This is a genomic window from Arthrobacter sp. R4-81 (assembly GCF_054792365.1).
On the sequence record NZ_CP096445.1, the window covers coordinates 2,444,936 to 2,468,446 of the forward strand.

Sequence of the window (23,511 nt, forward strand, 5' to 3'; positions counted from 1 at the left end):
AGTCCACGAATTCGGCAACCCCCGTCCCGCCGCCCCAACCGATGCCGCACGCGTCGCCCCCCACCCTGGGCCCGCTGACAACCGAGGAACTGCAGCTGTCAGCCAGGAACCACTCGATGCCGCTGGAGGCGCTGCAGAGGGACATCACTCCCCCGGGCCTGCATTACGTGCTCACCCACTTCGACATTCCCTTCATCGACATCAACTCCTGGCACCTGCGGATCGGCGGAGCGGTGGAGCGTTCCGTGGAGCTGAGTATGGCTGCACTGCGCAGGGACCCGATGATCAGCATCCCCGTGACCCTGGAGTGCGCCGGCAACGGGCGATCCCTGCTCACTCCCCGGCCCCTCAGCCAGCCCTGGGTGCTCGAGGGGGTGGGAACAGCGGAATGGTCAGGAGTTCCGCTTGCCTATTTGCTGGCCCAGGCAGGGGTGGACTCCGACGCCGTCGAGGTACTGTTCACCGGAATGGACTCTGGCGTCCAGGGAGGCGTTCCCCAGCGCTATGCACGGAGCCTGCCCATGGCGGAGGCGATGCGTCCCGACGTCGTGCTTGCCTACGCCATGAACGGCAGCGAACTCCCGCCCCAGCACGGCTACCCGCTCAGGCTCGTGGTGCCGGGCTGGTACGGCATGACCAGCGTCAAATGGCTCGAATCCATCCAGGTCCTGAGGCAGCCGTTTGAGGGATTCCAGCAGTCGGTCGCGTACCGCTACCAGGAGGACGCGGACGACGCCGGCACGCCGGTTTCGAGGATCCAGGTGCGTTCCCTGATGGTCCCTCCGGGTATTCCGGACTTCTTCACGCGCCGGCGGATCCTTCCGCATGGACCAGTGTTGCTGCAGGGCCGGGCGTGGTCCGGGGAGGGTGCCGTGAAGCGGGTGGAAGTAGGGATCGATGGCAAGTGGAGCGACGCCCAGCTGAAACCGCCGGCCGCACCTTTTGCCTGGTGCTCCTGGTCCTTGCCCTGGGTGGCGGATCCTGGCGAACACGAGCTTTCGTGCCGGGCCACGGATTCAACGGGGGCAGTGCAGCCACTTGAGCAAAATTGGAACTATCAGGGGCTGGCGAACAATCAGGTGCAGCGCATCGCAGTGACTGTTGATTAGCCCCGTTCGTCGGGAGCGCAAGTGACGGTCCGCAGCGCAGGCCTCCTGCTGTACCGGTGGAGCAAATCATCCGAGCTGGAAATATGGATTGCCCACATGGGCGGACCCTTCTGGGCCCGTAGGAAGGATCATTCGTGGTCCATTCCCAAAGGCGAGTACCTCGACGACGAAAACCCCCTGGCAGCTGCGCTGCGCGAGTTTGCTGAGGAAATGGGCAGCCCCGCGCCGCCCGCTGATTACGTCGAACTTGGCATCTTCCGGCAACCCTCGGGAAAGCTCATCACGGCCTTCTCAGCGGAATCCGACTTCAATCCAGGGCGCGTTGTGAGTAACACCTTCTCATTGGAATGGCCTAAAGGATCCGGCACAGTCCGGGAGTTTCCCGAGATCGACGACGCGCGTTGGATAGGAGAGCATGAAGCACGGCTAAAGCTGGTGAAGGGCCAACTGCCCATCCTCGACGCGCTCATTCAGCGTGTCACGACGAGGAACCCGTGAATGTCTGGATACTCTCTGGCCGTTGGCATATCGTTGGGGAACCGATCGCAGTCCGACCGGCGGAGCTCCGTAGCGGAGGTACATGATGGGCATTATTTCGTCCGGCTTTCATGGGAGACGCCAGACCGGCAATCCGGCGCTACCACCGGGACAACACGAGACTGCCGACTTTCCTGTACTGACGGCGGGCCCTGCACCTGAGATCCTTACGCAGGACTGGGAATTCTTCATTGCCACCGAGCAGGGACGGCGGCACGTCTGGTCTTGGGATGCTTTTATGGCCCTTCCGCAAGTCGAGATCCGGACCGACATCCACTGCGTGACAAGCTGGTCCAAGCTTGGGACGACGTGGCGCGGGGTATCGCTGGACACCTTGTTCGAAGAGGTGGAAACAACCTCGGAGTTCACCACCGCACACTCCTACGGTGGATATACGGCCAACGTTCCACTGCAGGACCTTCTGGAGGGCCGCGGGTGGGTGGCCTGGGAATTCGATGGACACCCCCTTGAACGCGCCCACGGAGGACCTGCCCGCCTCCTGGTGCCTCACTTGTACTTTTGGAAGAGCGCCAAGTGGATCAATGGCATCGAGCTGACACAGGACGATATTCCAGGGTTCTGGGAATCCAACGGCTACCACATGTACGGCGACCCCTGGCGGGAAGAACGCTACTCATGAGGCAGAACGCATGAGCACCTTGTGGCGCGTCGCGGACGTTGTCAGCGGGACTTTGGAAACTGAAACAGCCAGGACCATCGGGCTGCGGGTGGACGGCCTGATGGGCAACCTCGCCGGCCAGCATATCGATATCCGGCTTACGGCGGATGACGGCTACACAGCTGTCCGGTCCTACTCGGTGGCGACGGCTGGCATGGACGAGCTCCTCGAAATCACCGTGGACGAACTGGCTAACGGGGAGGTCTCACCCTACCTGGTCAGGCACCTGGCGGTCGGAGACCAGCTGGAAATCCGTGGACCCGTAGGAGGCTGGTTCGTCTGGCGGCCGACCAACACCAACCCGGTTCAGCTGATAGCAGGAGGTTCCGGCGTCGTGCCCCTCATGTCGATGATCCGGGCTCATGAGGCATCTCCGAATCCGTCACAATTCCAGCTGCTCTACTCACTCAAATCACCGGCATCCGCATTTTATCGGGAGGAGCTGCTCACCCTGAGTCGGGAATCCCCCAAACTCAGTGTCGACTACGTCTACACGCGCGAAGCCCCCCCGGGCTGGCCAACTGCTGCAAAAAGGCTTACGGCAGAAACACTGTTGGCGAAGATGCTTCCTGCTGACGATATGCCGGACTTCTTCATCTGTGGTCAAACAGTCTTTGTTGAGACGGTCGCAGAGTGGCTCGTGCAGGCAGGCTATCCGGCGGCGTCCATCAAGACTGAACGCTTCGGCGGAACGGGAGGGACGCCGTGACTGTCAACAACAACTCAAGTGCACCCGGCTCCGATGACGGGCGCGCTGAAGATCTGCGCATCGAGGACCAGGACATTGCCGGGACCGCACACAACCCAATCCCTCATCTCGACGGAAATGCGGCAGCAGGCGCACTCTGGGAACTCTTCCGCATTGACATCATTGCGGCGATCGGACGCTGCAATCACTGCGGCGCCATCCGGGCGTTCGGAGAGGCGTCGGTCTATGCCGACGGCCCGGGAATCGTTGTGCGCTGCAAATCCTGCGAGGGTGTCCTCCTGCGCCTGGTGGAGACTCCCACCCAGTTCTGGCTCGACCTGAGTGGCCTTAGCTACTTGCAGATCGATCGCGAGGACTAGGCGGGAGCTCTCCCTTGCAGGTCTGGCCCGGCGCTTACGGTGACGGTTTGACCACCATGGCCGAACCGCCCCCGCGCCTCACGGGCTCAGCCGCGGCAACCGTGCGTCCGTCGGGCAGGAACTCAATAGCTGTCGCTGCGCCGATCTGTGCTGCCGAGGTGAACGCGTCACCCGACGGCGTGAACAGGTGCCGGTAGGGCGTCAGCTGGCTTCCGTATGCCGCAATGAACTCAGGTTCTGCCGTGACCTTTTCGGTGTTCCGTTGCGATGCCCGCGGTGCCGCAAGAGCTTCCGGGGTGCTCATCCCCAGATCCACACGGTTCAGAATTGTCTGCAGAACCGTGGTGATGATCGTCGATCCCCCGGGCGAGCCGAGTGCAAGGAACGGCTTGCCGTCCTGGAGGATGATGGTGGGCGACATTGATGAGCGCGGGCGCTTCCCTGGCTCGATCCGGTTCGGATCCGTGGGACTGTACACGGTAGTGAAGTCCGTGAGCTCGTTGTTGAGGATGAATCCGCGCCCCGGTACAACGATGCCGGACCCGCCGGTCTGCTCGATCGTGAGGGTGTACTCAACCACGTTTCCCCACTTGTCAGAGACAGTCAGGTTGGTGGTGGAGATGTTCTCAGTGTCGCTGTCATCGGCAAGCGCCGCGGCTGGAGCGGGGCACACGCCGTCGTATCCGGTGACGTCGCCGGGTGCGACGGGCTTCGTGGCAGCCTGCAGCGGATTGAGCTGGCACGCGCGCTCCTTGCCGAAGACGGCATCGGTGAGCTCTGCCGTCGGGACGTCCACAAACGCCGGGTCGCCCACATACTTGCCGCGGTCCGCGAATGCCAGGGCGCTCGCTTCGAGGTAGTGATGGTAGGCAGCAGGTATGTCCTTGGACGAGAGGTCAAACTGGGCCAGGATGTTCAAGGACTCTCCCACAGTGGTGCCGCCGCTGCTGGAGGGCGCCATGCCGTAGACGTCATAGCCGCGGTAGTTGACATGGGTGGGCGCCTGGTCCAGCACCCGGTAGCCGGCAAGGTCCGCCGCCGTCATGTGCCCCACAGGGACGGGCAGCGAGGTTGTGGGCGACTTCGGCGGGTTCTGAACGGTTGCCGCGATCTGCTCCGCGAGCGGGCCTGTGTAGAAGGCGTTCATGCCATGGCGGGCCAGTAGACGGTAGGTCTCGGCGAGGTCGTGGTTCTGGAAAACGGTGCCGACGGCGGGGGCATCCCCACCGGGCAGGAAGAGGCCGCTCGTTGAGGTGAAGGCCTCGAAGCGGAGCTTGTTGTCGAGGGTCTGCTGCCTGAAGGTATCGTCAACCACGAAACCGCGCGTAGCTACCTTGATTGCCGGCTTGAGTGCTTCGGAGAGCTTCACTGTGCCCCACCGCTCGAGGGCCCGCTCCCAGGTGGCCGGAGTCCCCGGAACACCCACGGAGACGCCGGATGTCACGAGCTCAGGGGTGAAGCGGTAAGGGCTGCCGGTGGGGTTGGCGGGCGTGATGGTCGCCGGGTTGATAAAGGCGTCGTTGGGCATGGCGGCCGGCGCGGTTTCGCGGCCGTCAATCGTACTGACCTCCCCGGTCTTCGCATCGTAGAAAACGAAGTAGCCTCCGCCGCCGATGCCCGCACTATATGGCTCGGTGACGCCCAGGGTTGCCGCTGCGGCGACGGCCGCGTCCGCAGCGTTTCCGCCCTTACGGAGAACCTCGATTGCGGCAGCAGACGCCTCCGGGTCCACAGTGCTCACAGCGCCGCCGTACCCCGTCGCTGTTGCGGTCTTTTCAGTCTCCCGGGGATCGGCAAAAGCGGGGCTCCCGACCGCACCGCTCGTGACGCTCATAGCCAACACTGCCGTGACGGCAGCCAATCGACGTCTCACATAAGGCATGGTTTCTCCCGAGTCAGAGTGATGCGAGTTGAAGGTGTGGGCCACGTTACTACGCGGCGGTGCGACACTCAACGCCGCCAGAAACCGGCTGCTCGCGTGTCGCACCGGCCGCTAGGAACCGCCTTCGGGCTGCTCGTCAGAAAATTTCCAGGCCTTCGAAGACCCCCTTGGTGAGAAGGCGCTGGCTCCCGGAGCAGACAACAAGCCCAATGTAGTAGGGCGCGTCGCCGAAGCCCGGCAGCTCCTGCTCGGCCAGACCGGTCCAGGTGATGCCGTCCACTGAAACTGCCGCCGTGAAGACGTTCCCCCTTCGTACCAGCCGCACCCACGTCCCGCTAGCGCCGCCGGTGATGGTGGCGCGTCCAGCCACCACAGGACGACGGATGAATTCGCCTCCTCCGGCCGGGGCGAGGACTGTCGCAGCCATGAGGTCGAACGGGGAAAGCGACTTCGACATGATGACGCCTATTCGTGAACCCTGGGCTGCATCTACCCGGTCAGCAACGCGGGCAGTGATCGTTTTGTTTCCCTGCACCGTTTGGTGCGCCACGTGGGCAACCATTCCCTGGTTGTTGACGTTCAGTCCAGGTCCGGCACCTCGGACAACGAACTGTCCTTGATTCTCATGGGCGACACCTGCCACATGAAGGGCAACAACACCCACAGGGCCGAGCATGCGTTCATCCAGCACAAGGTCGCCGAAATCTGCTGAGCTCCACGGGGATGGCAGAGGCTTTCCTACCGTGATCCTGAGTGGTGCCGACGAGGATCCAGCTCCCACAGTCGACTCGAAGACGCCCGCTAACCGGGGCGTTCCCGAGATGACGCCCGTCCTGTGGTCGGCGATCGCCCCAGGCGGGAGATTCCGCCCCCAGTACCGGCCGGAAGCAGGCGTTGACGTGATCCGGTATTCAAAACCGGCTCCGAGGGTCGCAAAGGCCTCGGCGGCCTGCATGGCAGGTGCAACCGCCTCGGGCATGGTGGCTGAGACGGCTTCCGAGTCCGGCCCTTCGCCGGAAAGGTTGGTCTTGGCCAGCTTGAAAAAGTAGAGACGGCCGGGAACGCCGCTGGGGTCCGAATAGCTCAGATGCACACCAAAACCGACCGGTCCGACGTCGGCCGCTATCGTCTTATAGTCCCCGTCGGGCGATTCCGAGCGCTTAACCACATATCTTGCTGCCGGATCGGGGTCGCTCCAGGAAAGTTCAATCGCAGACACGCTGGCAGACGCTGAAAGCCCCTGCGCCATTCCTTCTGGTTTTGGCACTGACCACCGGCCCACAGAAACGTTGTCGAACGTTGAGGTTCCGGACTCCAGGTCCCCAAGACATGAACAACTGGCGAGGCCGGCATAAACGTCGCCTCGAAGATCCATCTCCAACGAACCAACTTCTGTCCATGATTTTCCATCAGGGGAAATGGAGCCTGCCACCCGTTTTCCCGTGCGGACGATCCGCACCCAGTACGGCATGCGCAGGCGGTAACCGTCGCCTGCACCTTCAACATACGGGGCTGCCAAGGGAGTAGCCGACTCCGGCAGCGACCCGTGATCCATGATGGGAAAGCCGGCCTTGGCGGTAATTGCCTGCTGCTGGGTGGGCGGCACGGGAACGCTGCCGCTTCCATTGCTGGGACCACCCGTTGCTGTTCTTGTGGTCCAGACGCCGCTCCAGGTGTGGAGCGGCAGGCCTTGCAGCAGCATTGCGGCATGCACCGACCCCGCATCGAGGGATGATCGGATCATCACCCCGACCTTGGCGTACTGGGAACTGAGGGGATGGACAATCCGGGCGATGACAGCCCCTTCGTCCCGGAGGCGGGTATAGGTAAACCGGAAGCTGTCGGCATTTCCGGCGATGTCGCTTCCGTGGTCTTCGGTGGTGAAGCGTACGCCGTCGAAGAGCGCGTCCCCTGCACCGGAGGTAGTGCCGATTGCTGCGGTTGCCCAAGCGTCAGGAAGTCCCGTTGTGCCCGCTACCGCCGCTGAATCTTCGCTGGTTCCTGCCTCGTTCGCAGCTGTGACGGCGTAGTAGTAGGTACGCCCGGAACGTGCTGTACGGTCCTCGTATTTCGTGTCCGGCACCTCGGAGGCAATCACGGTGAAGTCTCCACCAAGGTGCTCGGTACGTTTGACGCTGTAACTGCTCGCAGTTGCGCCACTGACGGGATCAACGGAACCCACCCACGAAAGCGATACGGCGCCGCCGGTCCCGGATGCGCGCAGGCCACTGGGAAGGCCGGGGGCGGATGCAGGCACTCCGATGGGCGTTGCCGGGCGGGCATAGGTCAGGGTTCCCCAGCCCGGGTCATCCTCATGCCAGCCTTCAATCACCCTGGTTCCGCCGGCCCCTCGAAAAACAACCCCGCTGGTGCCCGGGGCGGAAAGTCCCAGGCGGCTGACGTAGTGGGAGTAGGCCAGTTCATAGATGGGACGGAGCTGCCCGCGCCCTGTCGGTGAAACTGTTTGCTTGAAGTATTTGCCGGTGCGGTCCAGGTCGGCCACGAAGGGAACGTCATTGAAACCGAGGTTGTAACGGGCGTTGTATTCATAGCCCGCGAGGATCCGGTTGTCCGCCATGCCAAAAAGGTTTACGCCTTGGTTCCAGGCAACCTGCGCACAATATCCGAGCAGGCCCTGGCCAAGCTGTTCGTGGGGCTGGTCCCGCCCGCTCTCCTGCCCCTGGCCCGATTCGTTGACCACGCGGTTCAGGACTGAGCCGTTACCCGAGCCGTAGGCGGCAAAGCGGAGGCCATTCTCGAACATCACCCTGTCCTCGCTCAGAACGGCTATGGCAAGGATTGTTTGGAGTGCTGCATCATCCCAGTTCCCGTTGGCAAAGAGCGCATAGCCGGACAGGGATGGGTACCAGACACTTCGCAGGGAATCCACACAGGCCTGGAAGTCCTTCTCGGGCCAGCCGTTGTAGCCTGAATGCCTCAGCAGCTCGGCAGCGTTCGCGAACTTGAAACCTTGAAGTCCTGAGCCAAGCTGCCCATCGGCGCCGGTGATGGACTGCAGGCTGCGCGCCCAGGCATTGAGGATGTCGCGCGCTTTGTCAGCATGCCGACGGTCTCCTGTCAGAGTCCACATCAACGCGTTCTGGTAGGACGCTGCGGCATCCCCTACTGACTGGCCTGTGAAGTTTGACGGTCCCCGCCCCCAGGACTGAATCTGGCCGGTGTTCTGGACCTTGTAGGAAAACGAGGAGCGCGGGTTCGCCGCCATGGCCAGAAAGCCGTCGTAGATCGGGGACTCTTTGGCCGCCACAGCTTTCTTCATCCGCTCCAGGTCCTCGGCGCGATGCAGAATGCCGGGGTGACTGAGGGTACGCCCGGGGCCTGGCACTGTGGACGATTGGTAGCCCCCCTTCACAGACGGGGCCGCCTGCGCCGCGTCCATGAAGGCGAACTGGTAGACGCCTGCGGCTACTCCCGCGAGTCCTGCAGACTGCAGAAGACTGCGCCGGCTGAATTCGAACTTCTCTGTTTTCATTTATTGGGTCCTTGGAGTGGGTTCAGGAGGGGGACGAGTCAGGCCTTCTTGAGGTGGGCGTTGGCCTGTTTGTCCATCTCCTCCTGGAGTTTGGCGACCCCGGCGCCGTCTGCGGCTTTCTTCAGTTTGGCGAGTTGGGAATCAACGTCGACGACGCCATAGAAGAGCGGGTTGGCGAATTGGGTGATGACGTTGGTCATGGCGGCAACCTGCTGCTTAACCGGGGTGGCGTCAGGAATGAAGGACGCGAAGGGATCGACGGTGAAGTTGTCGAAGTTCTGGGCCCATTCGAAGATCTTCTCTTCGGTGGCACTGATGCTGAGCGACTTCCGCTCCAGGCTGGCCCGCCATGACAGTGCGTAGCCAGGAAAGGCATAATCGCTGAGGGGCTTGAATTTGTTGCCGTCAGCGGGTTCCCAGTCGGTGCCTTCGATGCCGTAGGAGATGAGATCGTGGTTCTCCTTGATGGAGAGCCAGTCCTGCAGTTGCATCGTCCGGTCCAGGTTGCCGCCCTTGGAATTGACTACCACCATGTTGTCGGCCTGGAACGTCTGGTTGGGTTTGGCCGACAACCCGTCCTTGAGCGGCATGATGTTCGCGAGGGCGGCAGCGGGGACAGCTTTCTGCAGCGTGCTGAGGGTGTTGCTGGATGTACCGTCCGTCATGGCCCAACCCGCAGCATATTTGCCGGCCGTCCACTGGCTCTTCAGGGTGGCGGCGTCGGTGTTCAAGGCGTCGGCGTTGATAATGCCGTCGTTGTAGTACTTGCGGATCCGGTGCAACGCCTCCACCACCCCTTCGTCGTCCCAGAACGGCGTCGGGGCGGAGGACCCGGTCTTCACGGCGTCTTTGGCCAGCATGAAGAACATGCCCTTGCCGCTGAACGCCCGGGCAATGGTGTCCGGATTTTCCCAGGACGTGGCGTTGAACATACCGGTGGGCACCGGCAGCGCATGGAGGTAGCCGCTGTTGGATGCCGCGCCGTAAGCCACGGTGCCGTCGTTTTTCTGCTTCACCGCGTAGAAGTAACGCTCCAGCTGTTCGAAGTCCGTGATGGTGGAGAAGCCGAGGGCGTCGGCGAGGTCCTGGCGGATGACGAAGTGCTGGACACGGGCTGCGCTGTTGACCTGCGGGATGCCCCACAGCTTGCCGTCCCAGCTGTTGGATTCCAGCAGCTTCGTTGGCAAGGTGGCACTGAGGTTCTTGTACTTGGGGATTTCACTGGTGAGGTCGGCAAGTGATCCGCTCTGCTGCAACTGGGCCATGTTCAGCCACAGCGCCTGCAGGGCCGAGTCGAACTTCTCACCGGCCGTGAACTTCAGCAACGACTGCTGCTGGTAGTTGGACCAGTTGATGAACTGGGCATCCAGCTCGAAACCCCGATCAGCCTTGAGCTTGCCGTTGACTTTGGCCAGGACCGCATTCCAACTGGTTGGGGCGGTGCTGGGGAGCACCGCCGTCGAAGTTCCCGTAACGGGGCCGCCCGAGGAATTGCCGGACGTGCCACAGCCGGCGAGTGCCGCTGCAACGCCGAGGCCTCCGGCTAGGCCAAGGAAACCGCGGCGGGAAACTGCTGGGTTAGCGATCATGTGGTGCACTCCTTTGTACGCTGGCACCGGCGGGCCAGGGAACTTCTCTTGGTGGGTGATGAAGACGGAACGGAGAGAAACTGATGGGTGGGGTCTGTGGCTCAGCCCTTGGTCGCGCCCAGGGTGAGTCCCTTGACGAAGTAACGCTGCGCGAAGGGATAAGCGAGCAGGATGGGGCCGATGGTCACAACTGTCAGGGCCAGGCGCAGCTGGTAGATCGGGGCCACGGAACCTGATCCGGGGAGCGTTGCTGCATTAGTCACGTTGGCAATGAGGTTCTGCAGCATCAGCTGGAGCGGGTATTTGTCCGGGTCGGAAATGAACAGCATCGCCGTGAACCACTCGTTCCAGTAGGACACGGCATAGAACAGGCCGATGACAGCCAGGATTGGTTTAGACAAAGGCAGAACGATCTCAAAGAACACCCGAAGCTCGCCGGCGCCATCCACTCTTGCGGAGTCGAGGATTTCCTCCGGAAGCTGACGGAAAAAGCTGACGGCTACGAATACCAGGAACGGGGCCATCATGTGCGGAAGGATGACGGCGAACCAGTTGTTCTGCAGGTGCAGCACCTGGGTGACGAGCAGGTACAGGGGCACCAGTCCGCCGGTAAAGAGCATCGGAAGGTACGCGAAGATCGTTAGAGGCCGGCTGATCCGAGGCATGCCCCGGGCAATCACCCAGGACAAGGAGGCCGTCGCGCTGAGTGAGAGCGCCGTGCCGATGAAGGTGATGAAGAGTGTGGCCGCGTAGCCCTCGAATACCGCCGTCCCGGAGAAGATCGCGACGTAGGCGTCCAGCGAGAAGGGTTCGGGGAAAAAGCTGTAGCCGCTGCGGGCCAGGGTGGATTCAGCGGTCAGCGATCCTGCCACGATCATCCACAGCGGGATAAGGGCGAACAACCCAAAGACGGTAACTCCGACATAGCTCACAGCCGTGAACGGTTCAATGCGCAGTCTCTTGCGGCGGCCGGGCCCGGACCTCAGCGAATCACCAGTACGCGGCGCCGGCGTCTTTGCTTTGACCAGGGTCCGTCGCGGCCGCCGGGGCACAGTCATATCAGCTTCCAGGATGTCCACCGGGATCATTTTCGGGGTTATGGATGTGCTCACAGGATGCTGCTTTCTTTCGAGTAGCGGCGCTGGATGAGTACTGCCGCCGTGACGAGGATGAACCCGACAACCGACTGGAACAGTCCAATGGCGGCCGTGGTGCCGAAGTCACCGATGGTCCTCAACGAACGGAATACATAGGTGTCGATCACGTCGGTGGTGGAGAACAAGGTGCCGTTGTCGCCGATGATTGCGAAGATGGTGCCGAAGTCGCCGTAGAAGATCCTTCCGACGCCGAGCACTATCAGGATGGCCGCTGTTGGCTTCAGCAGCGGCAGCGTGATGGACAACGCCATCCTGGCCCGGCTGGCGCCGTCGAGCATTGCGGCCTCATAAACATCTTCGGGAATGGCAGTGATGGCCGCGAGGAAGATCACCGACATGTACCCGCCCAGCTGCCAGACCTTGACAATGGTGAGGATCCAGGGCCAGGGACCGGGCTCGGTGTACCAGCTCACCTCCGGAAGACTGAAAATCCCCAGGGCGTCATTGACTGCTCCCCCATGCCCGCCAGCCCCGGCAAGAATGACCTGCAGCATGATGCTGATGACAATCGGGGAGACGAAGTACGGGAAGAAGATGGCGGACTGCATGAACTTCTTAAAGACGCGGGCGCGCAGTTCATTGAGCATGATCGCCAAGGCAAGCCCTGCCCCCAGCGTCGCCGCAAGGAACAAAACATTCAGCACCAGGGTGTTCAGGACAATCGCCGGAGCATCCCCGCTCTCGACAAAGTACTTGAAGTTATCCAGACCACTCCAGGGGCTGCCGAAAATGCCCTGACTGACATCGAAATTCTTGAAAGCCACCACCAATCCGGCCATCGGGGCGTACGCAAACACCAGGAACCACGCAATTCCCGGAGCGGCCAGCAGCAGCAACACTCCGGAGCCCCGGGACCGCTGGCTGCGCGTGCGCTTCGTCTGCGGCTTGCGGGCGGACGGGGCACTCCGAGAGGACAGGTCAGCCGCCGCTGGTCTCCCTTGTTGGGCCGTCATGCTATCTTGCATGGCACTCTCCCTTGAATGTAGATGATGTAGGTCGCGGGGATCTGGATGGAACAACAGGGAAATCGTTATCCTGCCTAACAGTCCAAACCCTTGCCGGGAAGGTAGGGGTGGGGGTCAGTGGAAGCGGAAATCGCCCAGATTTGCCTGGTGTGAGATCCGCATCACTGATATCGATATCAGGCTAGGCCATGCTTTGGGATAGCGCAATCCCAAACCTTGGGAATTAAGGTTCTATGAAGGTGGGTGGCGAGACTGCGCTGCGGCGTGCGTTTGCAGAGGCTGTCGACTCGCGCTCCAGCAGGAGCGGCACAGCTGTGGAGTCCTGAACCGCATCGGGAACCGCCAGGCTTTGCTGCAGCAAACCAAACGCTCTGCTGCCCAGGCCCTTGAAGTCCGGGGCTACTGTGGTCAGGGCGGGCCAAGTGAATTCACTGAAAGGCTGGTTGTCCCAGCCGACAATGGAAACGTCCTGGGGCACCCGGATTCCCTTCTCCAAGAGTGCCCGCATGGCAGCGACAGCCAGGCCGTCGTTGGAACAGAACAGCGCGGTGATGTCAGGGTCGGAGGCGATCCGAAGACCCTGCTGGTACCCGGAGTGCGCGGCGCGGGAGGCTTCGAGCACAGCTGGAGGGGCGATCCCGGCATCGGTGAGCGCGTCCTTCCAGCCTTGGTATCGGCCTGAGAACTGACTGAGGGGGAAGAGACCCAGATGGTGGACGGTGCGGTGCCCGAGCCCCAACAGATGCTCCGTTGCCTGGCGTCCGGCAGCATATTCGTCGATGAAAGCGTAGGGGAAGCCCGCTTGGCCGGCCTGGAATCCTGACGCGGCAACGGTGGGAACGGTTTTGGGCAGCTGTTGGAGCACTTCAGCTGCCGAGGGGTCGAAGTCCAATACGATAATGCCGGCGAGTTGCTGTTGCAGGACCAGTTCCAGGGCAGCCTGAACATCCGGAGGATCGGGAGACTTCACCGCGGAAATGACGATCGTATAGCCGGCAGCCTTGGCCGCTTCTTCAATTCCGGCAATGGTGTAGGCGTAACCAAAGGATTCCGTGCTTGCTGCGAAAATGGCAACCATTGTCCGCTTACCGCTCTTGAGGGCCCGGGCCAGTGGACTCGGGTGGTACTGGAGCTCCTTAATCGCATCCAGTACGCGCTTCCGGCGCTCTTCACTGACGGGGATGTTCCCGGTCAGCACGCGCGAAACCGTCGGCACAGATACCCCAGCCAGCCGTGCGACGTCGGCAATGACGGGCACCCGCTCGTTCTTAGCTATCCTCATTGTTCCGCCCCAGTGGTCCGGCTTCGATGTCTCAGCGAAAGGTTACCCGAATAGCGGTGATATCGATATCAAGACGGCTTAATCCGCGCGCGCCTTCCGCGTTGCAGCGTCGTTGGCCTTCTGCAGCGCTTTGACCAGCTGATCCTTGTCCATCTTCGAACGCCCCGGGACGTTCAGTTCCCGGGCCCGCTTGTAGAGGTGCTCCTTCGAGGCATTCGCATCCACGCCTCCGGCGGTGGGTACGGAGGAATCGATACCTTCCTCCGCGCGCTTGTCGGACGGGCCACGTTTCCTCTTCGGCTCCCAGTGGTCCCCCACTTTCTCGTAGCTGTGCTTGAGCGATGCGTAGGCAGCGCGGGCTGCCCGGCTCTCGTCATTGTCATAGCTTTCGAGGGCAGCATCGTATGTTTTGGCGAAGGTGTCCTGGGCTTTCTGCTCAGAGCGTTGCAGGGTGGAGGGAAGCTCTTCCTTGCGGGCGTGATCATTCTTTCCGGTTTTTGGCACTGCACCCACACTCCTTTCATCAGCAAGCTGATTATCCGGATGTAACCAGCTTAACCACCGTTGGCTTTGCCCGGACCACCGGCGCTTGCTTTGCCCGCTGTTCCGGGCCCGCCTCAGCAGCCCCGGTGTCCCGGCGACCGTCCCCTCGCCAAACTGAGTGAATCGTGCTGGGATGTTGCTAGGTCCGGTTCCTTGGAGCGGACCATTCAGACCGTCGTCGCCCTCAGGGCGAGCATCGCCTGACCGAGGAGACAACAATGCCATCCATGGACGGACGGGTGGCGCTCGTGACGGGAGCCACGGGTGGCATCGGCAAGGCAATCGCGACGGCGTTGGCAGGCGAAGGCGCTACGGTGGCGGTTGTAGGGCGCTCAACCGCCCGAGCAGAAGAGGCGATGCAGGACATTAGGATGGCTGTTCCCACAGCGAAGCTAGAGCCGCTTGCCTGCGACCTTTCAAGCCAGGCATCCATCCGCTCCGCGGTAAGCGAGTTCCTTTCCCGGCACGACAAACTCGACGTACTGGTGAATGCTGCGGGGGTGTTCCGCAAGGAGCGGCAGGTAACCCCCGAAGGGCTCGAGATGACGTTTGCCACCAACGTCATGGCCTACTTCCTCCTCACAAACCTGCTTTTGGACGCACTCAAAAGGGCTGCGGCCACCGGAGACGGCGCCGACGCCTCAGGGTTCGGCCCTACCGACGGCAATGTGAACACGTCGCGGGTGGTGAATATCGCATCGCGGTACTCGAATACGAAGATCGACTTCGACGACCTCCAGACCGCGAAAGGCAAGTACTCGTACCTGCGCTCGACACCTCCTACGATGCTCGGACGCGTGCTTCTGACCCAGGAGTTCGCGGAACGGCTACAAGGAACGGGCGTCGTTGTAAATGCAGTCCACCCCGGCCTGGTCAAGGACACAGCCCTGCTTCAGGACGTCGGCGGGCCGTTCCGCTGGATAACCAACAAATTCGGCAAGCCGGCAGACAAGGCCGTTGACACCGCCGTTTGGCTAGCGACGGCCCCGGAGGCGGCTGCGGTCTCGGGCAGGGTCTGGTCCAAGGGCAAGGAAATGCCTACTCCGGGCATGGGTTCGGACCCGGAAGCCCGAAAGCGATTCTGGGATGCGTGTACCCGCCTGGCCAATCCCGGCTGAGCAGGGCAATCCCGCCGTTGTGTCAGGCAGTGGACACATCCACGACTGCATCCCTGATGTGGCGGAGGGATTCTGCTGAGTTACCGGTGGACGGCGTGTATTCGAGGCCGATGCCTCCCTGGTATCCCAGCTCTCTGAGAGTGCGGACCTGTTTTTTCCAGTCCACAAGCCCGGATCCCGGTTCGTGGCGGCCGGGGTGATCGGCCACTTGGACGTGGCCTATGAGCTCAATAGAGCCGGCGAGAACATCTGCGGGGTCCTCATCCATCATCACAGAGTGGTAGAGGTCGTAGAGCATTTTGACGTTGGCCGACTCCACGTCGCGAAGGATCTCAAGCGCCAGCGGGGTTGAACTGAGGTAGGTGCCAACGTGGTCAATCCGGCTGTTCAGGTTCTCGAGGACCAGGGTGATTCCAGCTTCCTCCGCGTAGGGTGCAGCGGCCCGCAGAGCATCGGTCAAAGCCTTCCTCTGCCCGACATCGGTGGCAACTTCCCGGGTCTCCCCCGCCACCAGAACAAGATTGGGAATCCCAAGCCGCTGCGCGATTGGGAGCGACTCCGTCACAGCCGTGACGAACTCGTCCAGCCGCGCGGGGTCAACAGCACGGCTCTGGGGCTCACTGACCATGGTGACGGTCGAGAGTCCTGTTTCTCCCAAAGCCCGTTCCATCGCGTCTACGTCCTTGTTGCGCCAGAACCAGAACTCCACCGCGTCGATGCCGGACTCTTTGACAGCCCTCAGCTGCGGGAGCGACATCGGCTCGCCGAACTCGCGGAAGAGCATCTCGGTGCAGACCGATAGTTCGTAAGTCATTCGCTGGCCTTTCTCCGTGTTCTCGTGGAAACAACCGCTAGGGAGATTATGCCCAACAACCCCTGCAGAGTCCGCATGGGAGTCCCCGCTCTCGCTCCGGAGAGGCATCGGCCACTTAGCATGGAAGAGGGCCGACGGGATGGAAGGGGTTTGAGCGGTGAAGAGCTACAGGTACGACGTCGAGATCATCCACCTGCTCGTGTCTCCGGAACACGCCTACTTCGGTCGGGCGAAGGACGGCGCCGCGGACGTCCCAACTTCAGACGCCGAAAGGGTGGAACTGGTGGCCGGAAAAGGGATTGTCGGTGATCGGTTCTTCGGCAAAGCCGCCCACATGGATGCGGCAGTGACGCTGTTCGCCGTCGAGGCTCTCGAATCCATTGCCTTGGACCTGGGAGTTGGGCCGCTGGATCCACTCCTGACGCGGCGCAATATCGTGCTCAGAGGCGCTCATCTCGCCCCGCTTATCGGCGAGGAGTTCGGGTTGGAATCGCACGGAGCTTTGGTGCGGCTACGGGGTGGACGGCCTGCCCACCCTTGCGCCTGGATGGACAAAGTTTTCGCACCGGGAGCACACGCGGCGATGCGGGGGCGCGGGGGCTTGCGCTGCCAGCCGCTTTCGGGTGGCATCTTGCACCGGGGTCAAGCCACACTGCTCAGCCCTGTGCGCCTCGAACCTGCACTGGCCGGCAGGGCCACCCTGCTGAAACCGTCACGGTTGCCGTAAATCCAGGGAGCGTACGAAACCTGACCGCCGATCTGTGTCAGGATCAGTTATGCCTGACCGCCTGATGCTGCTCGACACTGCGTCGCTGTACTTCCGCGCCTTTTACGGCCTGCCCGATACGATCCGCCGCGCTGATGGCACGCCGGTGAACGCCGTTCGCGGTCTCCTGGACATGATTGCCCGGCTGACCACCGACTATGACGCCACGCATCTCGTTGCGTGCTGGGACGACGATTGGCGTCCGCAGTGGCGGGTAGACCTCCTCCCCACCTACAAGTCGCACCGGGTCGCCGAGGTAGTGGCAGGAGCTGCCGATGTTGAGGTGGTGCCCGATGCCCTTGAGGTGCAGCTTCCGCTCATCCGCCGGGTACTGGAGCTCGCCGGCATCGCAGTCGTGGGCGCTCCCGAGCATGAGGCCGACGACGTTATCGGCACTTACGCCAGCCACGCCGACCTCCCGGTCGATGTGGTGACAGGCGATCGTGACCTCTTCCAGGTGGTCGACGACGCCCGTCAGGTGCGCGTCATCTACACCGCGCGGGGTATGAAAAACCTGGAAGTCATCACGGAGATCGTCATCGTGGGCAAGTACCGTGTGCTGCCCCAGCAGTACGCCGACTACGCCACCCTCCGCGGCGATGCTTCCGACGGGCTGCCCGGCGTTGCCGGCATCGGCGAGAAGACAGCAGCCTCGCTGCTTAAGGAGTACGGCACGCTGGAAGGGCTGCTGGAGGCGGCGCTGATTCCGGGAAGCGGGCTGTCCGCGCCGGTTCGCTCGAAGCTCGCCGCGGCTGCTGACTATCTCGTGGTGGCGCCAACCGTCGTAAACGTCGTGCGTGACCTGAAGCTGCCGACGCTCGAGGAGGCGGGCGCGCAATTGCATCCCGTTCTCGGCGATTCGCGCGCCGAACTTGAACGTCTGGCCACCGAATGGAACCTCGGCGGCTCCGTCAGAAGGCTCCTGGAAGCCCTCGACCGGCGTCGCTAAGGCTTTCGGCGTCCGTATGGCCATTTCGGGAGAAGATCCCGGCCAACAGCCGGTCGGATTCTGACTGGCCACTGACGTCGAAAGCCCCTCCCGTGACCAGCAGTTCATCGGCTCCGGCGCTCTCCACCAGGCTCTCAAGCTGGCTCCGCACCTCGGAGGGGGTGCCATAAATCGACGTCGAGAGGCTGCTCTCGACGGCAGTCTGCTCCCGGGAAGTCAGCCGGCTCTCCTCACCGTCGTCCACCGGCGCGAGGGCTTCGAATTCGCCGGTGGTCCGGGACCGCGCGAGCGAGATCGCTTCAGGCAGCAGCAAGTTCCGGGCATCATCCCGGCTCGAGCCCACAGCAGTGTTGACAGCAACCATAACGAAGGGCCTGTCGAACCAGCGTGACGGACGGAACCGGGCCCGGTATCTCTCCAATGCCGGTATCTTTCCGCTCTGATCGGCTCGGAACGGCGCTGGTCCTCCCAAGACGACCGCCAGGCCGGCCCGGGCCGCAATGTCGATCCCTGATCCGGTGGCCAACACGAAAACCGGAGGGAGCGAAGCGTTTCGGGGGCGTACAGTGACGGGTGCTGAACCGGACAGGTAACGGAGGAGTTCGGTCAGATCATCTTCAAACCGCTCCGCGTCCTGCTTCCCGTTCTTCAGGGCATTCCGGACGGCCTGTGTGAAACCAACGGAGCGGCCTAAACCAAGGTCGATCCGTCCGGGATGAAGGGCCTCGAGGGTTGCCGCCTGCTCTGCCACCACCAGCGGCTGATGGTTGGGAAGCATAATGCCGCCTGAACCGACTCGAATGGAACGGGTCCGGCCGGCAATGGCTGCCATCAGCACGGATGGGACTGATCCGGCGATGCCAGGCACTGCGTGGTGTTCGGCTACCCAGAATCGGTGGTAGCCGAGTTCCTCGGCAAGCCGTGCGCGGTCCAGCACCCTATGCAGGGTTTCGGAGGCGGAAAACCCAACCCTGGTGTTGGCGCGGTCGAGAATGGATATCCGTGCGGGTAGGGGCATATTGGGTTGAACCACGGTGGTCCGGGAGGAATTCCTCCTCTACCGGGATCTGACTCCATATTCGAGCTCCATCAGCCCTTTGTCGTACGGCTTTGCGCTCAGCAGGTTCAGCAGGATGGGGTCCTGGTCCGCAGGGAACACGCCCCGCCCTGCCCCAATGGCGACGGGCATCACAACGAGCCGCACGCCGTCAACTTCCCCGGCGGTGAAGAACGCCTCGCTCAACGTCAGGCTGCCCCAGAGAACTATGGTGCCCGCGATCTCGCGCTTAATCCGGCGGATCGCCTCGACGGCATCACCGGACTCGATGGTTGCCTCCTGATAATCTCCCCAGGGTGCCTTTTCGAGCTGCCGGGAGAACACAAAGCGGCGGAGCCCGTTCAAAGCCGGCGCAATAACTTCCCCCTCTGATGCAGGAGTGGGCCAGTACTCCACGAACATCCGGTAGGTGGCTGCCCCAAGCACCATGGCGTCGACAGTGTCGAGCCAGGTGAGCTGGTTTTGGTCGAACTCGGCCGTGCCGCCGTCGAGCAACTCGTAGGCGTTGAACTCGTTGTTGGCGTTTGCTGCAAATCCGTCTGCGGTGACGAATTGCTGAACAACCAGTTGTCCCATCATCGGTTCCTCTCTTGGGTAGTTCGAGGGACTTTACGCCGCGCCCGGATGGCCTTCAACCCTTCGCCAAGAGCCACCGGCTTTGGAGGAACTCTGCTGCCTCAAGGCAGCTGAGCGACGGCCGCCAGGTTCCCCTTGGCCTGATAGCAGCGCCGAGCATCCGCAAGTGCGGCCTCAGCACTGGTTATGTCCCCTTTGGCGAAGTAGACGTCGGCCAGGGTCCGGTGCATGTCGCCGCGGAGGTTTGGCATCTCTGCCGGCGCCCATCGAAGTGCTTCAAGGGCAAGATCAAGTCCCTTACCCGGGTCTCCTGAGGCCGCGACTCCGGCGACAGCCGCTACAGAGAGAGCGTGTGCCTCCACGCCCTCCGCCGGTGTGGTCGCGGTTGCCAGCGCGGCCAGTTCGGCAGCCTCGGACGGGCGCCCCGTTTTGTTCAGCAGCATTGACAGACGGGCGGCAGCCACTGGCAATTTTTCGCGCTCGCCGGTGCGTCGAGCACTGTCGAGCCAGGTTCGCAGGGCGGTTTCGGTCGCGTCGAGGTCGCCGGCGAGAAGTTCGGCCGCTGCCCGCGCCGCAGCCACGAACATGAGCAGCCGCGGAGCGTGCAGGGCCTCCTGCACAGCCCGCTGGGCGCGATCCAGGAGTTCCCGGCCCTCGTCAAAGCGGCGATCCATCGCGTACAGGACGCCCGCATGGATCAGCAGTCCGGGGTGCTCCATCCCTGGGAGAGCGAGGGAGTCGATCTCGGCAAGGCACTGGCGCACCGGCACCGGGCCCAGTGTCAGCGCCTCTGCCAGCACCCAGCGGTTGGCCATCCGCTCCCGCATGCTGTCGGCCCGGTCGGCGAGCTCGATATTTGCGCGGAAAGCCCGCTCCGCCTCGATGAGGCGCCCCTGCCTGAGACGAACACAGGCCCGGAGAAAAATTGCACGGCAGAGGCCTCCCTTGTCGTTGCGTACGGAGAAAAACGATTCCGCCTGGGTGGCTTCCCGCTCGATTGACGACAACGGCACCGGATCCGGACCGATGATGAACTGGATGCGGGCGTGCTCGAGCCGGGCCGCCTGTGCGGCAACACTGTCCCCCGCGGCGGCGGCATCCTGAGCCATCTCGAGCAGGAGTTGCTGGGCCTCTGCGAACCGGCCGAGTACAAGGTCCACTTCGGCCAGGCTCTGGGTAAGCGCCGCCCGCTCCGGGTCCGCGCTGGCCATCATGGCTCGGGCCCGGGACAGCAGGTTCTGGGCAGCGGTCTCATCGACTCTGGCGACGGCGCGTTTCCCCGCGCGGGAAAGGTGCGCAACTGCCTGGGCTGTCAGCGACTCGTCGATGGCGCCGATCGCCCGGAGGCTTAGCACCGCCTGCTCCAGGTGGTAGCCCACCACTTCGTCGAGCTCGGGTGGCTGCTGCGGGGCGTCGTCCAGGAGCCACTCAGCATAGCCTCGGTGCAGCGTGGCCCGGTCGGGGTGGGTCATTGAGCGGTAGGCTGCAAGCCGGATCAGTACATGCCCGAAGCGGACCACGCCGTCGTTGCCGCTTGTCAGCAGCCTCCTCCGCTCGAGGGTGGAGAGATGCCGCTCGACGTACACAGTGGCCTCCTCTGGCAACAGTGCCGCCAGGGCATCACGGCTGCAGTCATCACCAATTACCGCCGCTACCCTCAGAAGGTCTCTTTCGCCCGGTCCAAGCCGGTCCAGCCGGGCCGCGAGAAGGCCCCGGAGCGACGCCGGGAGCGCGTCGAGGTCCGCCTCCCCTTGCGCCGCCAGGAGCTGTTCCGCGAACAGCGGATTGCCCCTGGCACGGTCGATGATCGTGGTGACAGCGTCGTCGTCGATCCCGGGCGCCCGGCCCCGCACCAACATCGCCACATCATCGGCGGGGAGCGGCTCGAGGACAAGTGCGTCGTCGTTCCACTCTGGGCGCTGGTCCAGCAGCTCGGGGCGGCCTAGACACAGCACGAGCAGCCTGCCGTTCCCGGATCCGACAACGTCGTCGACAAGGTCGAGCAGCGTTGGCTCGGCCCAGTGCAGGTCGTCGAACACCAGTACAAGAGGCTGCGCGACGGAGAGTGCATCCAGCAACCGCACGGCCGCATTCAACACGGCGGGAACAGTAACCGTGCGATGGTCAAGACCCAGCCCGGTGGCCACCACCGCAGACTCCTCGGGTGCGAGCTCCGCCAAGACCGGCCAGCCTCCCTCCCCGGCGGCGTCGAGGAGGGCCTCCCGGAGCGGCAGGAACGTGATTCCCTCGCCATATGACGCACAGCGGCCCCACGCGACCAGAGCATCGCAGTCCACACTCTGCGCGAAGTCGGCGGCGAGCCGTGTCTTGCCGATCCCGGCCTCGCCCACCACGATGCATCGCTTCGGCCGCTCGGACCGCACGGCCGAGCGGAAGGCAGCACGCATCCTGGCCAGCTCCTCGGCACGTCCCACCACCCTGGAGTCAAAGCGGAGCCGGCCGTGGGAGTCATCCATCATCCCGATGACCCGCCACGCCGCGCCCGCACCTGGTATGGGGACCACAACGGCCGCACCACGCACCAGCTGCAGCGACCGAGGGCCGATGGCGACGTCGCCGTCCCGCACGACGCGCTGGAGCCGGAAGACAGAGGTCACCGCCGGACCAGACACCATGTCCGCGAGCGACCCGCCCGACCCCCTAACGACGATGTCGCCGCTCTCGACGACGACGCGCGCGGCATGGCGAACGACCGGTTCGTCCGCCGTCGCGATCCGGTCACGGACCTCGACGGCGGCACGGACCGCCCGCACGGCGTCGTCCTCGTGCGCGACCGGGAAACCGAAGAAGGCCACCATCAGGCCACCCACGACAGGCTCGACACGCGCCCCATGGGTGTGCAAAACATCGGCAGCGACCGCGTTGACGCGTGCGCTCGCTGTCGCCAGTGCCTCGGCATCCACGTCCTCGGAATCCTCCGAGGCCGGCACCATCTCGATGCCGATGACCGTAACCATGCGGCGTTCGTCGGGCAGCCAGCCACCTCCCAAGGGGCGTGCCGGGGGCCGCCGCCCGAGCGAGGGGTCCTGGCGGAGCACCGCGTCATGAATCGCACGCAGGTCGGGACCAGGTTCGACACCGAGCTCGTCCACCAGCAGATCCCGGGCGGCGCGGTACGCTGCGAGCGCGTCCGCCTGCCGAGCCGCCCGGTATAGGGCGAGCATCTGCAGGCCACGCAGCCGCTCCCGGAACGGATGCTCGGCGACGAGCGCGTCAAGCTCGGCGATCAAGCCCTGCTCCCGTCCCATCTCGAGGTCGGCCTCGATCCGCGCCTCGAGCGCCGCCAGGCGCAGTTCAGACAAGGCGGCAATGGCGCTCTGGGCAAACGGATGATAGGTGAAGTCAGCGAGCGCCGGGCCCTGCCACAGAGCCAGTGCGTCCCTGAGGAGTTTTGAGCGGAGCTCCGCAGGCTGACTGGCGGCCTGATCGATGAGCTGCTTGAATCGACCGGCATCAACGTCCTCCGGCTCGATGGCGAGGCGGTAGCCACTTCCCTGAGTGACCAGCAGTGCGGGCCGTCCCAGCTCTTCGCGGTCAGGCTCAAGCAGCTTGCGCAGCTTTAGCACATGCAACTGAATGACGGTGCTCGCGGTCGGAGGCGGCTGCTCGCCCCACAGCTCGTCGATCAGACGCTCGGCTGGTACGGCATTGCCCGCATGAAGGACCAGTATCGCCAAGAGAGCACGGGCTCGTCCGCCCGGTACGTCGAGGCGCCGGGTTCCATCGCGAACCTCCATCGGTCCGAGGATCCGGAATTCCACCACCAGCCTCCCCGCCAGTTCCTTCCGCACACCAATCTAGCACCGCGCAACTCCGCTTTACCGAGGCCCTACCCAGGCCCTTCCCAACCTTTAGCGAGGCTTTAGCAGCGGGGCAGAACCTAGAGGAAAGCGGTCCACAGAAAGT

General features: G+C 63.3%; 19 protein-coding genes. 8 read left to right on the forward strand and 11 right to left on the reverse strand.

The annotated features are described in order from the left end of the window. The first annotated feature begins 41 nt into the window (after window positions 1–41). From M1E05_RS11485 to M1E05_RS11505, 5 genes are all read left to right on the forward strand, one after another. On the forward strand, window positions 42–1,109 hold the full coding sequence (locus tag M1E05_RS11485; RefSeq protein WP_458114475.1) for a sulfite oxidase: 1,068 nt from the start codon (window positions 42–44) through the stop codon (window positions 1,107–1,109). Window positions 1,110–1,130: 21 nt separating this feature from the next. Next, window positions 1,131–1,607: an NUDIX domain-containing protein gene (locus M1E05_RS11490; RefSeq protein ID WP_461162981.1), complete on the forward strand. Its 477-nt coding sequence runs from the start codon at window positions 1,131–1,133 to the stop codon at window positions 1,605–1,607. Between the two features lie 85 nt (window positions 1,608–1,692). Then, the gene (locus tag M1E05_RS11495; RefSeq protein WP_461165234.1) at window positions 1,693–2,286 is read left to right on the forward strand and encodes a sulfite oxidase-like oxidoreductase; all 594 of its coding nucleotides are present in this window, start codon (window positions 1,693–1,695) and stop codon (window positions 2,284–2,286) included. 10 nt (window positions 2,287–2,296) lie between these two features. Further along, the gene (locus tag M1E05_RS11500; RefSeq protein WP_461162982.1) at window positions 2,297–3,034 is read left to right on the forward strand and encodes an FAD-binding oxidoreductase; all 738 of its coding nucleotides are present in this window, start codon (window positions 2,297–2,299) and stop codon (window positions 3,032–3,034) included. Then, window positions 3,031–3,393 (forward strand): DUF6510 family protein, encoded by a 363-nt coding sequence (locus M1E05_RS11505; protein WP_461162983.1) that lies wholly within the window; start codon window positions 3,031–3,033, stop codon window positions 3,391–3,393. The genes M1E05_RS11500 and M1E05_RS11505 overlap by 4 nt, the downstream gene beginning before the upstream one ends. 34 nt (window positions 3,394–3,427) lie before the next feature. Here the strand turns inward: M1E05_RS11505 and ggt are convergent, their stop codons facing one another. The 7 genes from ggt to M1E05_RS11540 all read right to left on the reverse strand — a co-directional run bounded on the left by ggt (window position 3,428) and on the right by M1E05_RS11540 (window position 14,265). Then, window positions 3,428–5,275: a gamma-glutamyltransferase gene (gene ggt / locus M1E05_RS11510; RefSeq protein WP_461162984.1), complete on the reverse strand. Its 1,848-nt coding sequence runs from the start codon at window positions 5,273–5,275 to the stop codon at window positions 3,428–3,430. Window positions 5,276–5,411: 136 nt separating this feature from the next. After that, on the reverse strand, window positions 5,412–8,768 hold the full coding sequence (locus tag M1E05_RS11515) for an alginate lyase family protein (RefSeq protein ID WP_461162985.1): 3,357 nt from the start codon (window positions 8,766–8,768) through the stop codon (window positions 5,412–5,414). A gap of 38 nt (window positions 8,769–8,806) precedes the next feature. After that, window positions 8,807–10,357, reverse strand: a complete 1,551-nt coding sequence (locus tag M1E05_RS11520; RefSeq protein WP_461162986.1) for an ABC transporter substrate-binding protein — start codon at window positions 10,355–10,357, stop codon at window positions 8,807–8,809. Between the two features lie 101 nt (window positions 10,358–10,458). Further along, window positions 10,459–11,469 carry a carbohydrate ABC transporter permease gene (locus M1E05_RS11525; protein ID WP_461162987.1) on the reverse strand — a complete coding sequence of 337 codons (1,011 nt, stop codon included), beginning with the start codon at window positions 11,467–11,469 and terminating at the stop codon, window positions 10,459–10,461. After that, entirely contained in the window at window positions 11,466–12,479 is a 1,014-nt protein-coding gene (locus M1E05_RS11530) for an ABC transporter permease (RefSeq protein WP_461162988.1), read from the reverse strand. Before M1E05_RS11530 ends, M1E05_RS11525 begins: the two co-directional genes overlap by 4 nt. Before the next feature lie 223 nt (window positions 12,480–12,702). Then, window positions 12,703–13,761, reverse strand: coding sequence for a LacI family DNA-binding transcriptional regulator (locus M1E05_RS11535; protein WP_461162989.1), 1,059 nt, complete (start codon window positions 13,759–13,761; stop codon window positions 12,703–12,705). Between the two features lie 78 nt (window positions 13,762–13,839). Next, complete coding sequence (locus M1E05_RS11540) at window positions 13,840–14,265, reverse strand: ChaB family protein (protein ID WP_461162990.1); 426 nt, start codon at window positions 14,263–14,265, stop codon at window positions 13,840–13,842. 266 nt (window positions 14,266–14,531) lie between these two features. Here M1E05_RS11540 and M1E05_RS11545 point away from each other — a divergent pair, with 266 nt between their 5' ends. Continuing rightward, complete coding sequence (locus M1E05_RS11545) at window positions 14,532–15,422, forward strand: SDR family NAD(P)-dependent oxidoreductase (protein WP_461165235.1); 891 nt, start codon at window positions 14,532–14,534, stop codon at window positions 15,420–15,422. A 22-nt stretch (window positions 15,423–15,444) separates the two neighbouring features. On the opposite strand, the gene M1E05_RS11550 is transcribed toward M1E05_RS11545, so the two are convergent. Continuing rightward, window positions 15,445–16,236: a TIM barrel protein gene (locus M1E05_RS11550; RefSeq protein ID WP_461162991.1), complete on the reverse strand. Its 792-nt coding sequence runs from the start codon at window positions 16,234–16,236 to the stop codon at window positions 15,445–15,447. A 157-nt stretch (window positions 16,237–16,393) separates the two neighbouring features. On the opposite strand from M1E05_RS11550, the gene M1E05_RS11555 reads away from it, so the two are divergent. Both M1E05_RS11555 and M1E05_RS11560 read left to right on the forward strand, forming a co-directional pair. Further along, the gene (locus tag M1E05_RS11555; RefSeq protein WP_461162992.1) at window positions 16,394–16,963 is read left to right on the forward strand and encodes an MOSC domain-containing protein; all 570 of its coding nucleotides are present in this window, start codon (window positions 16,394–16,396) and stop codon (window positions 16,961–16,963) included. A 49-nt stretch (window positions 16,964–17,012) separates the two neighbouring features. After that, the gene (locus tag M1E05_RS11560) at window positions 17,013–17,951 is read left to right on the forward strand and encodes a 5'-3' exonuclease (RefSeq protein WP_461165236.1); all 939 of its coding nucleotides are present in this window, start codon (window positions 17,013–17,015) and stop codon (window positions 17,949–17,951) included. Here the strand turns inward: M1E05_RS11560 and M1E05_RS11565 are convergent. The 3 genes from M1E05_RS11565 to M1E05_RS11575 form a co-directional block, all read right to left on the reverse strand. Next, entirely contained in the window at window positions 17,914–18,969 is a 1,056-nt protein-coding gene (locus M1E05_RS11565) for an LLM class flavin-dependent oxidoreductase (RefSeq protein WP_461162993.1), read from the reverse strand. The two genes, M1E05_RS11560 and M1E05_RS11565, sit on opposite strands and share 38 nt — an antisense overlap. A 39-nt stretch (window positions 18,970–19,008) precedes the next feature. Beyond that, window positions 19,009–19,587: a dihydrofolate reductase family protein gene (locus M1E05_RS11570; RefSeq protein ID WP_461162994.1), complete on the reverse strand. Its 579-nt coding sequence runs from the start codon at window positions 19,585–19,587 to the stop codon at window positions 19,009–19,011. A gap of 98 nt (window positions 19,588–19,685) precedes the next feature. Next, window positions 19,686–23,396: a BTAD domain-containing putative transcriptional regulator gene (locus tag M1E05_RS11575; RefSeq protein ID WP_461162995.1), complete on the reverse strand. Its 3,711-nt coding sequence runs from the start codon at window positions 23,394–23,396 to the stop codon at window positions 19,686–19,688. Between the last annotated feature and the right edge of the window lie 115 nt (window positions 23,397–23,511).

Bases quoted from the DNA above. Each gene is read 5' to 3' on its own strand.
- M1E05_RS11485 (WP_458114475.1), top strand. From the start codon at position 42: ATGCCGCACGCGTCGCCCCCCACCCTGGGCCCGCTGACAACCGAGGAA.
- M1E05_RS11495 (WP_461165234.1), top strand. From the start codon at position 1,693: ATGGGCATTATTTCGTCCGGCTTTCATGGGAGACGCCAGACCGGCAAT.
- M1E05_RS11500 (WP_461162982.1), top strand. From the start codon at position 2,297: ATGAGCACCTTGTGGCGCGTCGCGGACGTTGTCAGCGGGACTTTGGAA.
- ggt (WP_461162984.1), bottom strand. From the start codon at position 5,275: ATGCCTTATGTGAGACGTCGATTGGCTGCCGTCACGGCAGTGTTGGCT.
- M1E05_RS11515 (WP_461162985.1), bottom strand. From the start codon at position 8,768: ATGAAAACAGAGAAGTTCGAATTCAGCCGGCGCAGTCTTCTGCAGTCT.
- M1E05_RS11520 (WP_461162986.1), bottom strand. From the start codon at position 10,357: ATGATCGCTAACCCAGCAGTTTCCCGCCGCGGTTTCCTTGGCCTAGCC.
- M1E05_RS11530 (WP_461162988.1), bottom strand. From the start codon at position 12,479: ATGCAAGATAGCATGACGGCCCAACAAGGGAGACCAGCGGCGGCTGAC.
- M1E05_RS11535 (WP_461162989.1), bottom strand. From the start codon at position 13,761: ATGAGGATAGCTAAGAACGAGCGGGTGCCCGTCATTGCCGACGTCGCA.
- M1E05_RS11545 (WP_461165235.1), top strand. From the start codon at position 14,532: ATGGACGGACGGGTGGCGCTCGTGACGGGAGCCACGGGTGGCATCGGC.
- M1E05_RS11550 (WP_461162991.1), bottom strand. From the start codon at position 16,236: ATGACTTACGAACTATCGGTCTGCACCGAGATGCTCTTCCGCGAGTTC.
- M1E05_RS11560 (WP_461165236.1), top strand. From the start codon at position 17,013: ATGCCTGACCGCCTGATGCTGCTCGACACTGCGTCGCTGTACTTCCGC.
- M1E05_RS11565 (WP_461162993.1), bottom strand. From the start codon at position 18,969: ATGCCCCTACCCGCACGGATATCCATTCTCGACCGCGCCAACACCAGG.
- M1E05_RS11570 (WP_461162994.1), bottom strand. From the start codon at position 19,587: ATGATGGGACAACTGGTTGTTCAGCAATTCGTCACCGCAGACGGATTT.